The sequence below is a fragment of the Aeromonas sp. 84A genome, from assembly GCF_051919345.1.
Taxonomy (GTDB): domain Bacteria; phylum Pseudomonadota; class Gammaproteobacteria; order Enterobacterales; family Aeromonadaceae; genus Aeromonas; species Aeromonas veronii.
On record NZ_JBQBEW010000001.1, the window covers coordinates 846,322 to 859,699 of the forward strand.

A 13,378-nucleotide genomic window follows, 5' to 3' on the forward strand; every position below is an offset into this window, starting at 1 on the left:
CTTAGTTCACGACGGCCACGTTGATGCTGCCATTGCCCTGGGTCATGCGCACACGGGCGCCCGGGGTGAAGGTGGGGCTGGCTTTCTGCACGACCACGATGGCTTCGCCGTTCTCTTTCTTGATCTCCAGCTCGACGCCGTCGACCTGATTCATCTTGTTGCCGATGGCGTTACCTGCCGCTGCACCGGCGATGGCGCCGCCTGCGGCTGCGATGTCACGTCCGGTGCCGCCACCGACTGTGCTGCCCAGCAGGCCACCGACCACGGCGCCGCCAATGGTGCCAATCAGGGAGTTCTCATCGGCCTGGATCTTCACCGGGCGGGTGGAGATGATGGTGCCGTAGCTGACGGTCTGCACCTGTTTGGCGCGGTCTTTGGTGTAAACATCGCCAGAGTAAACGTCACTGTTGGCGCATCCGGTGATGGTGGTTGCTGCCAGCAGGGCAATAAGGGTCATACGCTTCAACATGGTGGGCCTCCTGGGCTGCACGTAATTTGAACAATCCGGTTGATGAGTGAACTTTACTCCAACCCCGTCACACATGAAATCGGCAAAATGTAACCAATTATGCGTTCTGTAACCGGTTTTGTCCTTGAATCGCAGCTGTACCGGAGAGGGTTTTAACCAGCAGCAGACGGTCTTCTCCGGGGCCGAAATAGTCGGCTACTTCCGCCTGCAATGTGTAACCGAGCCGGTAGTAGAGGCGCTGGGCCGGATTGGCCGGATCGACCGTGAGCCGCAGTTCGCTGATTTGCAGCGCCTGCTGGTTGGCCTCCATCTGGCGCATCATTCGCTCGGCCAGACCGAAACCGCGCGCCTCGGGCAGCACCGCCAGCGAGAGCACCCAGCCTTGCGACCGCTCCTGACCGAATCCCCCCAGCACATAACCCACCAGCTGCCCCTCGTATTCGGCCACCAGCAACAACTCGGGCCACAAATCCATCGCCTGACGGAAGAAGAAGGCGGGATAGACATCTTCGCCAAACACCTTGGCATCGATCTGCCAGATGGCGTGCATGTCATGGTGGGTAGCGGTGCGTAGCAGGGGCGGGTTGTGGTGCATCAGGACTCCATTGGCAGCAAACGGATCGGCAACGCCGCTGACCTTGGGGTCAACGGCAGAAAAGGAGTCATAGGGTAGTGGTCATCCCCTGCCGGATGCAAGGGATTGGCGGTTATGGCGGCAGGGGGCGGCTCTGGGGCAGTTTGGGAGCCTTGCGCAAGCCGTCGAGCAGATGGCGGAGGGTGAGCCAGGGGTGGCGCAGCAACATGCGCGGGCCGCTCCACTTCATCACCTGCTGGATCTGTTTGCGCATCGCCGGTGCGTAGCAGTGGATATTGCAGTTGGCGCAGGTGGGTTTGTGGCCGTGGCCATAACGGCAGCGACGAAGGCGCTGATGGGCGAAATCCCGCAACTGGCGACAGTGGCGGCAATGGGGATCCTGATGATGGTGCTGGCAGTAGAGGCGGATCATGGCGCTGACCGTCTGCTGCTCGCGCATGAGTCTGGGATGGTCACTCGCCTTTTTGCTGGCTGCGGCGTGTGAGCCCCGGGCTGGGCTGGCATGATGACTTTTCATGGCCGCCATTCTCCTGACCTGCTCGCTTTGGGTGTTGATACAGGTCAAAAGGGGGGATAAAAAACAGGGCCCGCAGGCCCTGTGTCATCAGATGAGGCTGGTTGCCTGCTCCAGCCAGGCGAGATCTTCGCCCTCGAGCAGCGGGCTCAGGCGGCGGAACACCTCGACATGGTATTCGTTGATCCAGCGGAATTCGGCCGGGCTCAGCAGGCTGCGGTCGATCAGGCGGGTATCGAACGGCACGTAGGTCAGACGCTCGAAGCCCAGCATCGGCAGCTCGCCAACCTGTTCCAGATCGGTCACGACTACCAGGTTTTCGCAACGGATGCCAAAGCCATCTTCACGGTAGTAGCCCGGCTCGTTGGAGAGCACCATGCCCGGTTGCAGGGCGACCATGCTCCCTTTCGGCGCGATGCGCTGGGGCCCTTCGTGGACGCTCAGGAAGTGGCCGACGCCGTGGCCGGTGCCGTGGTCATAGTTGTAACCGGCTTGCCACAGCGGCATGCGGGCCAGCACGTCGAGCTGGATACCGGCGGTGCCACGGGGGAAGCGGGCCTGATCCAGCGCGATATGGCCCTGCAGTACCCGGGTAAACATCGCTTTCTGCTCGTCGCTCACCTCACCCACCTTGATGGTGCGGGTGATGTCGGTGGTGCCATCCATATACTGGGCGCCGGAGTCCAGCAGATAAAGGCTGTCCTGACCAAACGCACGCGGGGTGCCGTTGGTGTGGTGGTAGTGGCACATGGCGGCGTTGGGGCCGAGCGCGGAGATGGTATCGAAGCTCGGCTCGACGTAGTGCTCCTGCTCGCGGCGGAACGCTTCCACCTGATCGGCCAGGGTGCCTTCATCCACCCCTTCGAACTCGCCGGAGGCGACCAGCCGATCCAGCCAGGCGAGGAAGCGGGTCATGGCCACGCCATCGCGCAGGTGAGCGGCACGCATACCGGTCAGCTCGATCTCGTTTTTGCACGCTTTCGGCAGCATGGTGGGGTCTTGGCCAGCCACCAGAATGGCACCCGCCTCTTCCATGACGAGCTGGGTCCAGGCGTTGGCGCTGTCCGGATCGGCCAGCACCTTCTGCTGATCTTCACCGATGCGCTGCAACACGTCGCCCAGCTTGTCGATGGGGTAGACGGAGACATCCTGCCCCACGTGTTGGGTGAAGGCGAAGCAGTCAATTTTGTCGGTATCGACGAAGAAATCCATGCTGGTGTTGGCGTAGAGCACCGCAAAGCCCAGCACCACCGGCAGCCGGTCGATATCGCGGCCGCGCAGGTTGAGCAGCCAGTTGATGGGCTCGGCCTGGGTCAGCAGCACCGCATCCAGCCCGCGCTTGCGCAGGTCGGCCGCCAGCTGTTCACGTTTGGACTGGCTGGACTGGCCTGCCAGCTCCTCGCTGTAGAGGATGACCGGGCTCTTGGTCGGCTCCGGGCGATCGCTCCAGTTCAGGTCGATGGGGTTCTGCTCGACGCGGATCAGCTCGATACCGCGGTCGGCCAGCACGGCTTTGGCATTCTTGTACCAGGTCAGGCTGTGCAGGCGGGCATCGAAGCCAACCCGGGAGCCTGACGGCAGCTGCTCGGCCAGCCATTGCACATGAGGATTTTCAATGAGGTGGAGGAATTCGAACAGTTCGGCGGGGGTTTGCATCCGCGCCTGCACCGTATAGCGACCATCGACAAAGAGGGCTGCCCGCTGGGCCATGATGATGGCGACGCCGGCAGAGCCGTTGAAACCGGTGATCCAGTCAAGCCGCTCGGCATAGGCGGGGATGTACTCGCCGAGGTGCTCATCATCGTGGGGGACGATAAAGGCGTCCAACTCCTGCATGGCCAGCTCGGCCCTGACTTGGGCGACGCGGGTTTCAATTATCTCGAAATTATTCATGTCGTTAGTGCCAGATGGTTGCTATATGAGTGTTCAGTTTTTATGGCCGCTGGCCAGGATCCGCTTGATCGACTGACCTGCCGCTTCGATATGCTGCCTGAGCAGCACCACCGCCTCGTGCTTGCGCCGGGCGCGGCACAATTCCAGCAATTGGGCGTGTTCACGCTCCGCCTTGTCCACCCCGTCGCTGGCAAACAGCAGCTCGAAGCGGACATAGCGGTCACAGCTCAGATTGATCTGGGCGATCAGTTCAAGTGCCTGGGGGCGACCGGCTGCCTGATAGAGGGTGGCGTGAAAGCTGTGGTTCAACTCGGCCCAATGTTCGATCTGGGTGCCTGACTCCAGGGCGTGATCAAACTGGGCGAGGATCGCCTCCGCTTGCGCGAAGGTGGCTTCCGTCATCTTGTCGACGGCGTGAAACAGGGTATCGGCTTCCAGCAGCGCTCGCAAATAAAAGAGCTCTTCAATGGCCGAGGCGTCCAGCATGGTGACCACGGCGCCGCGATGGGCTTCGAACTTCACCAGCCCCTGCGCTTCCAGCTGCATCAGGGCTTCGCGCACCGGGATGCGGCTCACGGCCAGCTCTTTGGCAATGGCATCCTGACGCAAGGGGGCGCCAGCGGGGAACTCCCCACGGAGGATCCGGCCACGGAGGTTTTCCATCACCATCTGGGTTCGGGTCTTGTAGGGTGGGGTCATGGTCGGGTCACGATTGGGCGTTACAGAATTGTATATTGTATAAAGTTTGGCTGAATCTAACCTGTCACAACAGGCAAAGGCAAGGTTTTGGCCCCTTTAACGGGAGCGATGGCGGCGTTCGGGGCTCCACAAAAACAAAAACGCCGGTCAGCGTGGCTGACCGGCATGATGTCACTGATACGAAGCGAGCCTGTTACAGCTGCGGGCCTGCCGCAACCAGACGTTTGCCTTCATCGTTATCGGTGAAGCGCTCGAAGTTCTTGATGAAACGGCCTGCCAGATCGACGGCCTTGGCATCCCACTCGGCCTTGTCGGCGTAAGTGTCGCGCGGGTCGAGGATCGCCGGGTTCACATCGTGCAGCGCGGTCGGGATCTCCAGATTGAAGATCGGCAGCACCTTGGTCTCGGCCTTCTCGATGGAGCCATCCAGGATGGCGTCGATGATGGCGCGGGTATCCTTGATGGAGATGCGCTTGCCGGTGCCGTTCCAGCCGGTGTTGACCAGATAGGCCTCTGCACCTGCCGCTTCCATCCGTTTCACCAGCTCCTGACCGTACTTGGTCGGGTGCAGGGAGAGGAAGGCTGCGCCGAAGCAGGAAGAGAAGGTCGGAGTCGGCTCTGTGATGCCGCGCTCGGTACCGGCCAGTTTGGCGGTGAAGCCAGACAGGAAGTGGTACTTGGTCTGTTCCTTGGTCAGTTTGGAGACCGGAGGCAGCACGCCGAAGGCGTCGGCAGTCAGGAAGATCACCTTGGTGGCGTGACCTGCCTTGGAGACCGGCTTGACGATGTTGTCGATGTGATAGATGGGGTAGGAGACGCGGGTGTTCTCGGTCTTGGAGCCATCATCGAAGTCGATGGTGCCATCGGCAGCAACGGTGACGTTCTCCAGCAGCGCATCGCGACGGATGGCGTGGTAGATGTCCGGCTCAGCCTCTTCGGAGAGCTTGATGGTCTTGGCGTAGCAGCCCCCTTCAAAGTTGAACACGCCGTGGTCATCCCAGCCGTGCTCGTCATCGCCGATCAGCTGACGCTTGGGATCGGTGGAGAGGGTGGTCTTGCCGGTGCCGGAGAGGCCGAAGAAGATGGCGACGTCGCCGTCCTGACCCACGTTGGCTGAGCAGTGCATGGAGGCAATGCCGCGCAGGGGCAGGAAGTAGTTCATCATGGAGAACATGCCCTTCTTCATCTCGCCACCGTACCAGGTGCCACCGATGAGCTGCATTTTCTCGGTCATGTTGAAGGCAACGAAGTTCTCGGAGTTGAGACCCTGCTCCTTCCAGTTCGGGTTGGTGCACTTGGCACCGTTCATCACCACGAAGTCAGGCTTGAAGGTTTTCAGCTCTTCATCGCTCGGACGGATGAACATGTTTTTCACGAAGTGTGCCTGCCAGGCCACCTCGGTGATGATGCGCACGGCCAGGCGGGTATCCGGGTTGGCACCGCAGAAACCGTCGACCACAAACAGGCGCTTGCCGGAGAGCTGTTTGGTGACCAGCCCTTTCAGATGTGACCACACTTCAGGGGTAATGGCTTTGTTATCGTTTTTACCCTGGTCAGACCACCACACAGTATCCTGGGTAGTGGCATCTTTGACGATATATTTATCTTTCGGGGAGCGACCGGTGAAGATACCGGTGTTTACGTTGACGGCGCCCAGCTCGGTCACCACACCGCGCTCGAACCCTTCCAGGTCAGGGCGTGTCTCTTCCGCGAAAAGCTGCTCGTAAGAGGGGTTGCGAACGATTTCTTGGCTGTTTTTGATGCCGTACTGGTCCAGTCCTAATTGTTGGGCCAGGGTGGGTTCTGCCACGATTGTCATTGTATTCTCCTGGGTTCAGAGGTTGGTAGGGTTCTATCTGACGGTCATCCTATCACTTAGGTGGTAGAGTTTAGCGATCGCCATCAAACTTTATAAAATAGGGTATTTTTTTGTTATTAAAGTTAAAGGCGGGTTTTGCCCGCCTTTAATTAGTGTAACTGGTTTGCATCATTGCCGGGAGCCCTGCTGAACAGGGTTTCGACATCGATCCCATTAAATTGGTACTGGGCGCCGCAATAATCACAGTGCATGTCGATCTTGCCGAGCTCCTGCACCATCTCCATGACCTCTTCCTTTTCTATCTGCAACAGGGCCCCTTCGCAGCGCTCGCGGGAGCAGGTGCAGCGGAACTCGACCGCCTGCGGATCGAATACCCGCACCTTGTCCTGATGGTAGAGACGGTAGAGGATCTCTTCTGCCTGCAGGCCGAACAGCTCTTCATCCTTGATGGTGCTGGTGAGCTGGGTCAGGTGATCGAAATCGTTGCTGTGATCCTCGCTCTGGGCGGGCAGCTCTTGCAGCATGATGCCGGCAGCGCGCGGCGCACCTTCGTGATAGCCGGTGCGGATCCACAGCTTGGTGGCCAGCTGTTCGGAGCGGGCGAAGTAGTGCTCCAGGCAGCCCGCCAGAGTATCGGCGTCCAGCGCGATGATGCCCTGATAGCGCTCGCCCTGCTCCGGGGTGATGGTGATGATCAGCTGGCCATTGCCGATCAGGCTCTGCAGCTTGCCATCGCTCGGCAGCTCCCCTTCATAGCGGGCCACGCCGCGCAGCTGCTGGTTGTTGTCACCGTTGATCACCGCCAGACGCACCGGGCCATCGCCCTGCAACTGCACAGTGATGGAGCCTTCAAACTTGAGGGTGGCGGTCAGCAGGCTGGTGGCGACCAGCAGCTCGCCCAGCAGTTTTTGCACCTGCACCGGGTAGTTCTGGGCTTCCACCACGTGGCGGTAGGTGTGATCCAGCTGGACCAGCTCGCCACGCACTTCGTACTCTTCAAACAGATAGCGATACAGCAGATCTTGGTTGCTCATCATGTATTCCTGGCTTTTCGGTGAGGTAAATCGGGCGGGCTGGGGTTGAGGCCAGCCCGGTATCAAATCGGGGTCGGTCAGTACTGTTTGACCTTGAGCAACTGGCGTCGCTCCTGCTTGTCGGGGCGGCGCTCGGGGCTGGGGGCAAACTGGCTGTTGAAGCGGCGTGCCTCGCTGTTCTCGGCCCGTTTTTTCAGACTCTCGGCAGTCTCTTCATAGAGCTGCTGGGCCAGCGGGGCCGATTTGCGCTGCTCGCTCAAGGCCAGCACCCGCACTTCGCGTTCATCCTGCCCCTGCCAGAAGCGGATCAGTGCCCCCACTTCCACCTGTTTGCCCGGTTTGCTGCGCTGACCATTGTAGTGCACCTTGCCCCCGTCGATCTGATCCCGCGCAATGGAGCGGGTCTTGTAGAAACGGGCCGCCCACAGCCACTTGTCGAGACGAACCTCGAGGGCACTTTCTGCATGATTGGGCATGAACAGGCTCCATAACGGGGAAAAGAGGTGGTCGATTATACCAGAGCACGGGGTCGGGATAGAAACCGGGCAGCCGCCGCGCGGGGCGCAAACCATGTCAAGGTGATGCAACATATGGGCAGTTTGCTGATTCACAAGGGAAAGCCGGTGCTTTATCGGGTATTCATGGGGGCTGGGAAGGGCCTCCATACCGCACATATAAAGCTGCCGCCCCGGTTGGGGGCGGCAGCGTTCACATCCGTTGACCACTGCTTAGTCAGAAGTGATCGTGCTGATCCGGCTTCTTCTGGTCGTGGGGGCCTTCGCTGTGGGCGATGGCGGTGCGGATGAGGTCAACCCCGGCACGGATAATCAGCACCCCCATGTTGACCAGCTTGACGCAGACCCACATGAAGGTGATGAGCAGGATCAGCTTGAGCACGGTCTGGAACGCTTCCAGGAAGTTCTGCTCCAGCTGGGCGGTGAGGCCGTTGGCGCTGGTCATCAGCCAGGTGTAGACCTCGCGCACGAACGGGATGCGGCTTGGCATCTCCAGCACGTCCAGTGCCGCAGGCAGGGCCTGAAAGATAACGATGCTGCCGAACAGGATCAGGATGACACCGATGGCGATGCCGAGGAAAAAGCCGAACTGTCTCATGGAGGGCTCCAGCGGTTGCTGCATGACATTGAAGATAGCCGCCAATAGTAGGGAGTGCCCTCGCTCATCGCAATCTTCCCGGTGCGGCCATCATGGCCGGATCAGCGCTGAACAGGCCGCCAGCATTGCCCAACTATCTGATTTCTGGGAGGCTTGTCGCCATTGTGCATAGGGAAAGCAAATTGATGTCGAGAACCCTCTTTTTACTGTTGCTGGCGCTGTTTGCCGCTTTGCCAGCCCTGAGCGCCGAACCGACGGCACCGACGGCGGCAGTCTGCGCCATCCGCCATCAGGATCAACTGCTGCTGGTGCAGGATCGCATCTCCTCCCGCTACAGCCTGAGCGGCGGCTACATAGATGGCGACGAGCGCCCCGAACAGGCGGCGCTGCGCGAGCTGTATGAAGAGACCGGTCTGCGCGGGGAAATCGTCGCGGATCTTGGCCGCTGGCAGAAAGCACAGGTCTTTGCCTGCCGCACTCTGGAACCCATCGTCGCCCAGCAAGATTCCGATTTTGTCTCGCTGCTGCAGGCTCCCAATCTGGGCGGGGAGATCCTTAACGCTCGGCTGATCGCCATCGACCAGCTGCCCCGCGAGCAGCGCCGCTTCCCGGAGCAGCTCGACTGGCTGCAAACCCGGCTTGGCAAGCTGCCCGAGAGCGAGGTGCGCTGGCAGGCCGCTTTCGTGGCGCAGGGCAATGCGCTGCATCAGGCCGAGATCCCGCTGATGATGCGTCTGCAACAGTGGCTGGGGCCCGATGTCTGGTGGCTGTCGGTCAGCAATCTGTTTGGTTCAGGCGGCTTTCAGCTTGCCCTGATACCTTTGCTGCTCCCGCTGCTGGGGTGGCCACGGCTGCGCCAGCTGCTCTTCGCCATGCTTTGGCTCGGGCTGCTGGTGCAGGCGAGCAAGGAGGGGATCGGCTGGCCGCGCCCCTTCCATCTGCAACCTGAACTGGCAACTCACAGTGCCCAGGGCTTTGGCATGCCGAGCGGTCACACCGCCTCGGCCCTGCTGTTCTGGGGCGCGCTGCTTGGCTGGCTCTGGCCTGCCCGGCGCGGGCTGGCCTATTCGCTGGCCTTGCTGCTGGCGCTGACCACAGGTCTGGCGCGGGTCTGGCTCGGGGTGCACTTTATCTCCGATGTGGCGGTTGGCCTGCTGATCGGTGCCTTGCTGCTGGCGGTTCGCCCCTGCTGGCGGCTGGATCAGCGTTCATCCGCCTGGGGATTGCTGATCGCCGCCGCACTGGTTTGCGCTGGCCTGAGCCAGTCGGCTCATCTGGCCGGGATCGGGCTGGCGGCACTGGGCCTCTGGCTCGGGGGAAGGGTTACGCTGGTGCGTGACGGTTATTGCCCGTGGCTGACCGGCGCCGTGGTGCTGGCGGGCATGCTGCTGATGGTAGCGGGCGCGTGGGCATTGCCGCTGTTGACCAGTAGTTCGCTCACTATCCTGCTTGGTCAGTTTGCGCTCTTTTTCGGGCTGGGGCTCTGGTTGAGCGCTGGCCTCTGGTGGATACTATCTCTCTTGAAACAAGACTCTCGACCCAGGGGCGGATGCCCTGACAGGGAAACCCTATGAACATGAAAAAAGTGGATTTGGCCAAGATAACCCTGGGGGTGCTGTTTCTCAGCATCCTGATTATCTCCTGTTTCCTGGTGCTGCAGCCCTTCCTGCCCGCGCTGGTGTGGGCCACCATGATCACCATCGCCACCTGGCCGCTGATGCTGATGGTGCAGCGGGTGTTGTGGGGCAAGCGCACCTTGGCGGCCCTCTTTATGACGCTGGTGCTGCTGCTGATGTTCGTTATCCCGCTCTTTATGACGCTGGCCAATGTGGCGGAGAAGGCGCCCATGCTGATCGAGCTGGGTACCCATATCAGCCAGTCACCGCCGCCGGAGTTGCTCTGGCTGCAACAGATCCCGCTGGTGGGCGACAAGCTCTATGACTTCTGGCAGCAAATTCTGGCGAGCGGTGGTCAGGTGCTGTTTGCCAAGCTGGCCCCCTACTTTGGTCAGACCGCCCGCTGGCTCGCCTCTCAGGCCGGTAATCTTGGCTTGCTGTTCGTCCACTTCCTGCTGACGGTCGGTATCTGCGGGGTGCTCTATCACTCGGGTGAAGTGGTGGCGACCGGCATTCGCCGCTTTGCTCACCGGCTGGCGGGTCAGCGTGGTGACAATGCCACCGTACTCGCTTCACAGGCGATCCGTGCCGTGGCGATGGGGGTGGTGGTGACCGCGCTGGTGCAATCCTCGGTGGCCGGTGTCGGCCTGCTGATTGCCGGTATCCCTTACGCCATGGTGCTGGTGGTGGTGATGTTCCTGCTGATCGTCGCCCAGATCGGCCCCTTCCCGGTGCTGCTGGCCTGTATTGGCTACCTCTACTGGAGCGGCGACACCACCTGGGGTACCTTCCTGCTGGTGTGGTCACTGATTGCGGGCACCATGGACAACTTCCTGCGCCCCTTCCTGATCAAGCGGGGCGCCGACCTGCCGCTGATCCTGATTCTGGTGGGGGTAATCGGTGGCTTGCTGACCATGGGGATCATCGGTCTCTTTATCGGCCCCGTGGTGTTGGCGGTGGGCTACACCCTGCTGGATGCCTGGATCAAGGAAGATGAGCAACCGGCGACCGCCGCGGTTGAAGCGCCCAAGGCCCAATAACGATTCAGTAAAAAGACGATTCAGCCATCCATCGCTGATACAAAGAGCCGCCCATAAGGGCGGCTCTTTGCTTTATTACCGTCCCATGTAGGTTCGATTAGCGAAGCGTAATCGGACGATCGAGATGCCGCTGTTCCGGTTGTATCCATGAGTCAGCGGCATCTGGTAGATGGGAAATAGGATTGGGCGTTATAGCGGGGGAATTGCTTTACGCGAACGTCCGATTACGCCTTGCGGCTAATCGAACCTACGGGCTTGTCGCCACTAGGGAATGCCCCATAACTAGCGCCTGCGCCAAGTATTACGACGTGGGGCTTTCCCACAATGATCTGGTTAATATCTTCTTCAGCCGATACTGCCATGCTCCACCCTTAGCACATAACACCCGCTTAAGGGGCAGCCAACGCTATTAACAAGCTTCCGCATAACACCGTAATCACAAAAACCAACGCATAATAAAAATGCCACGCGTTGGCTGTCCCTCTTGAAGCGTTTGTTAAATACGCACCATCCGAGCGTACGAAGCCATAGAGCCTACGTTTATGAAGAAAGGTTCCAGTTGCATTTGAGGTTCTTCTGGCAACCATATAGTCCTAACTTCATTTTGATAGCTATATTTAAAATGCTTAGCTAAAAATACATTTACATCATCAGAACTTACATTTAATGGATCAAGGTATTTTACTGGTGCTGCAAAGCCTTTAAAATGAGGCTTAACCTTTTTCACAGCTTTCATCATCTTTTGAAATAGTTCCCGTGGCTTATCGATGATAATACAGCAATCAGCATCAAAATCATCATACTCCCTATACGTATATTTAGAAGCAAAGCAATGAACGTAATAGTTTGTGTTGCTTTCTAATTTAAATTTAACTTGACCAAAGGCAGGTATTTTAATGCCTTGTACGTCCTCAAAAACTAGCCCATCAGCTCTTGTTTGAACTTCAAAGGATAGTTCATCATCGCGGATTGCATTATTTAATGATGGGTCTTTATAATATGAAGCTGGGGCAATGCGAATATGTCCCTTATTGAACATCCCATCTAAATGTTCAAACTTACCAAACTTACAAATAGCCCCTTCACTAAACCCTCCAGCTTGTTCTAAAGCTGTTGCTGCTTTTGGAGGTTCGGGAAAAGATGCTTTGACGATTTCTGCATTTGACATTGACCCATCTGCAAAACCATTTGGATAAGGTCCGTACCTAATAAAAAACTCTTCCAAAGCATGAGTCCACACTTGAAGCCAGTATATGCCATGTTCGTTAGTACCATGTAAGCCAATCTTTCCTTCAGCGGAAAGAATTGTCATATTGGAAATAATTTGCTTTGTCCGGTCTTCCAGCTCACTTTTCGATAAAAACTCCATATATCTGTGAGATCTATATTCATTTCTCCACATTTCATGACGAACCAACTTTTTACCTCCTAGCACTTAACGCCTCATTAAGGTGTGAGCAACGCTACCACGATACTTAACCATACCACCGTAAACATGAAACCCAACGACGGAATGAAAAATGCCAAGTGTTGGGAATCACTCTTAAATGCCTTGTTATATGCACACTATAGCAATGGGTAAAGCTCTTTTAATTTATCTGATGAGAATGAACTCAACTTATCAGCTGGGACTCCAAGAGCTAGAAGTCTATCGTGTGTTTCCGATACTTCATCAATGCCATCGTCTAGATTTTCATAGTTATAATTTTGCCAATTAGCTGTAGGGTAAGCGTCCAAGATACATTGAAAGTATGGCGCGTCAATAGCATTAACTGAATGTCCGATCACTACAACATTCTCAATATCACCATAATTATTAAGAGTTTGACGGTGACGATCTAAAATTTCATCGACCGGCTTATGAAAAACACCGTGCACTTGTGCTACAGCTTTCGCTGATTCGTGAAACCACGGCTCATCACGTTCCTCGTTAATAGCCGGTGGTATAAGATTGCGACCATGACCAAATATTATTTCTCTGCCTACCTTTCCGTGTATGTGAAGTACATTGTGCTCAGGAATGCTATAAACATCTTGCAAAGTAGTTGTATAGTTAAAGTTTACAAAATATGCAGGTAGGTTGAAGTGTATTAGCTTTTGCGCTTCATTTACGTTTACCGAACGAATCCAAGCATTGAAAGCACTTGTTATGTCATCAACAAGCTCTTCTTTCTTTATCACGATTTCATCCTCAAAGCCATATAGTAACTTAGGATCGTCACCCAACTCTTCTAAAGATGGCTGCATTGCAGCATTATCGTGAAATTTATCTTGATTAAATGAACCCAGTGACTCTTCAAAATTAGCCCACTCAGAGTCAACGTCACAGAAATCATCGAAGTAATGAATATGTTCATCTAGACGATCTTTGTATTTCTGATGAAAGTACCAATAACTGGTCGGCAACCGATTCCAGATATCAAACCCGTTTCCTATTATAAATAAAGTAGACACTTACACCTCCATCTACTATTGGTAATATCTTGACGTGCATATAACAGTGATTAGATGGAAGGCGGTACTAATCCGTTAATAGAGCCTTCCATATAATTCCGGTTTGCCATGATCGATTCCACGAAAAAATCA

Annotated in this window: 13 protein-coding genes; 2 read left to right on the forward strand and 11 right to left on the reverse strand. The window is 57.0% G+C overall.

Annotation, left to right across the window (positions count from 1 at the left end):
- Window position 1 precedes the first annotated feature (1 nt).
- The 9 genes from ACTG20_RS04040 to ACTG20_RS04080 all read right to left on the reverse strand — a co-directional run bounded on the left by ACTG20_RS04040 (window position 2) and on the right by ACTG20_RS04080 (window position 8,136).
- Window positions 2–469 (reverse strand): glycine zipper 2TM domain-containing protein, encoded by a 468-nt coding sequence (locus tag ACTG20_RS04040; RefSeq protein WP_005340126.1) that lies wholly within the window; start codon window positions 467–469, stop codon window positions 2–4.
- 97 nt (window positions 470–566) lie between these two features.
- Window positions 567–1,064 (reverse strand): GNAT family N-acetyltransferase, encoded by a 498-nt coding sequence (locus ACTG20_RS04045; RefSeq protein WP_064339292.1) that lies wholly within the window; start codon window positions 1,062–1,064, stop codon window positions 567–569.
- 112 nt (window positions 1,065–1,176) lie between these two features.
- Window positions 1,177–1,581 carry a nitrous oxide-stimulated promoter family protein gene (locus ACTG20_RS04050; protein ID WP_005356534.1) on the reverse strand — a complete coding sequence of 135 codons (405 nt, stop codon included), beginning with the start codon at window positions 1,579–1,581 and terminating at the stop codon, window positions 1,177–1,179.
- Between the two features lie 87 nt (window positions 1,582–1,668).
- Window positions 1,669–3,471 (reverse strand): aminopeptidase P family protein, encoded by a 1,803-nt coding sequence (locus ACTG20_RS04055; RefSeq protein WP_194495566.1) that lies wholly within the window; start codon window positions 3,469–3,471, stop codon window positions 1,669–1,671.
- Between the two features lie 33 nt (window positions 3,472–3,504).
- On the reverse strand, window positions 3,505–4,170 hold the full coding sequence (locus tag ACTG20_RS04060; RefSeq protein ID WP_005340138.1) for a GntR family transcriptional regulator: 666 nt from the start codon (window positions 4,168–4,170) through the stop codon (window positions 3,505–3,507).
- A 193-nt stretch (window positions 4,171–4,363) separates the two neighbouring features.
- Complete coding sequence (gene pckA, locus ACTG20_RS04065) at window positions 4,364–5,989, reverse strand: phosphoenolpyruvate carboxykinase (ATP) (protein ID WP_005340139.1); 1,626 nt, start codon at window positions 5,987–5,989, stop codon at window positions 4,364–4,366.
- A gap of 149 nt (window positions 5,990–6,138) precedes the next feature.
- Window positions 6,139–7,023, reverse strand: coding sequence for an Hsp33 family molecular chaperone HslO (hslO, locus tag ACTG20_RS04070; RefSeq protein ID WP_005340140.1), 885 nt, complete (start codon window positions 7,021–7,023; stop codon window positions 6,139–6,141).
- Between the two features lie 77 nt (window positions 7,024–7,100).
- On the reverse strand, window positions 7,101–7,499 hold the full coding sequence (gene hslR, locus ACTG20_RS04075; protein WP_005340141.1) for a ribosome-associated heat shock protein Hsp15: 399 nt from the start codon (window positions 7,497–7,499) through the stop codon (window positions 7,101–7,103).
- A 256-nt stretch (window positions 7,500–7,755) separates the two neighbouring features.
- Window positions 7,756–8,136: a hypothetical protein gene (locus tag ACTG20_RS04080; protein ID WP_005340143.1), complete on the reverse strand. Its 381-nt coding sequence runs from the start codon at window positions 8,134–8,136 to the stop codon at window positions 7,756–7,758.
- A 185-nt stretch (window positions 8,137–8,321) separates the two neighbouring features.
- Here ACTG20_RS04080 and ACTG20_RS04085 point away from each other — a divergent pair, with 185 nt between their 5' ends.
- Together ACTG20_RS04085 and ydiK are read left to right on the forward strand one after the other, a co-directional pair.
- Complete coding sequence (locus ACTG20_RS04085) at window positions 8,322–9,710, forward strand: phosphatase PAP2 family protein (RefSeq protein WP_194495565.1); 1,389 nt, start codon at window positions 8,322–8,324, stop codon at window positions 9,708–9,710.
- Entirely contained in the window at window positions 9,707–10,792 is a 1,086-nt protein-coding gene (ydiK, locus tag ACTG20_RS04090) for an AI-2E family transporter YdiK (RefSeq protein ID WP_194495564.1), read from the forward strand. Before ACTG20_RS04085 ends, ydiK begins: the two co-directional genes overlap by 4 nt.
- A 496-nt stretch (window positions 10,793–11,288) precedes the next feature.
- Here ydiK and ACTG20_RS04095 read toward each other — a convergent pair whose 3' ends face one another.
- Both ACTG20_RS04095 and ACTG20_RS04100 read right to left on the reverse strand, forming a co-directional pair.
- On the reverse strand, window positions 11,289–12,227 hold the full coding sequence (locus tag ACTG20_RS04095; protein WP_194495562.1) for a hypothetical protein: 939 nt from the start codon (window positions 12,225–12,227) through the stop codon (window positions 11,289–11,291).
- 131 nt (window positions 12,228–12,358) lie between these two features.
- Complete coding sequence (locus ACTG20_RS04100; protein ID WP_194495561.1) at window positions 12,359–13,246, reverse strand: bacteriophage abortive infection AbiH family protein; 888 nt, start codon at window positions 13,244–13,246, stop codon at window positions 12,359–12,361.
- Between the last annotated feature and the right edge of the window lie 132 nt (window positions 13,247–13,378).

Coding starts and splice junctions, on each gene's coding strand:
- ACTG20_RS04040 (WP_005340126.1), bottom strand. CDS start 469: ATGTTGAAGCGTATGACCCTTATTGCCCTGCTGGCAGCAACCACCATC.
- ACTG20_RS04080 (WP_005340143.1), bottom strand. CDS start 8,136: ATGAGACAGTTCGGCTTTTTCCTCGGCATCGCCATCGGTGTCATCCTG.
- ACTG20_RS04060 (WP_005340138.1), bottom strand. CDS start 4,170: ATGACCCCACCCTACAAGACCCGAACCCAGATGGTGATGGAAAACCTC.
- ACTG20_RS04050 (WP_005356534.1), bottom strand. CDS start 1,581: ATGAAAAGTCATCATGCCAGCCCAGCCCGGGGCTCACACGCCGCAGCC.
- hslO (WP_005340140.1), bottom strand. CDS start 7,023: ATGAGCAACCAAGATCTGCTGTATCGCTATCTGTTTGAAGAGTACGAA.
- ACTG20_RS04045 (WP_064339292.1), bottom strand. CDS start 1,064: ATGCACCACAACCCGCCCCTGCTACGCACCGCTACCCACCATGACATG.
- ydiK (WP_194495564.1), top strand. CDS start 9,707: ATGAACATGAAAAAAGTGGATTTGGCCAAGATAACCCTGGGGGTGCTG.
- ACTG20_RS04085 (WP_194495565.1), top strand. CDS start 8,322: ATGTCGAGAACCCTCTTTTTACTGTTGCTGGCGCTGTTTGCCGCTTTG.
- hslR (WP_005340141.1), bottom strand. CDS start 7,499: ATGCCCAATCATGCAGAAAGTGCCCTCGAGGTTCGTCTCGACAAGTGG.
- ACTG20_RS04055 (WP_194495566.1), bottom strand. CDS start 3,471: ATGAATAATTTCGAGATAATTGAAACCCGCGTCGCCCAAGTCAGGGCC.
- pckA (WP_005340139.1), bottom strand. CDS start 5,989: ATGACAATCGTGGCAGAACCCACCCTGGCCCAACAATTAGGACTGGAC.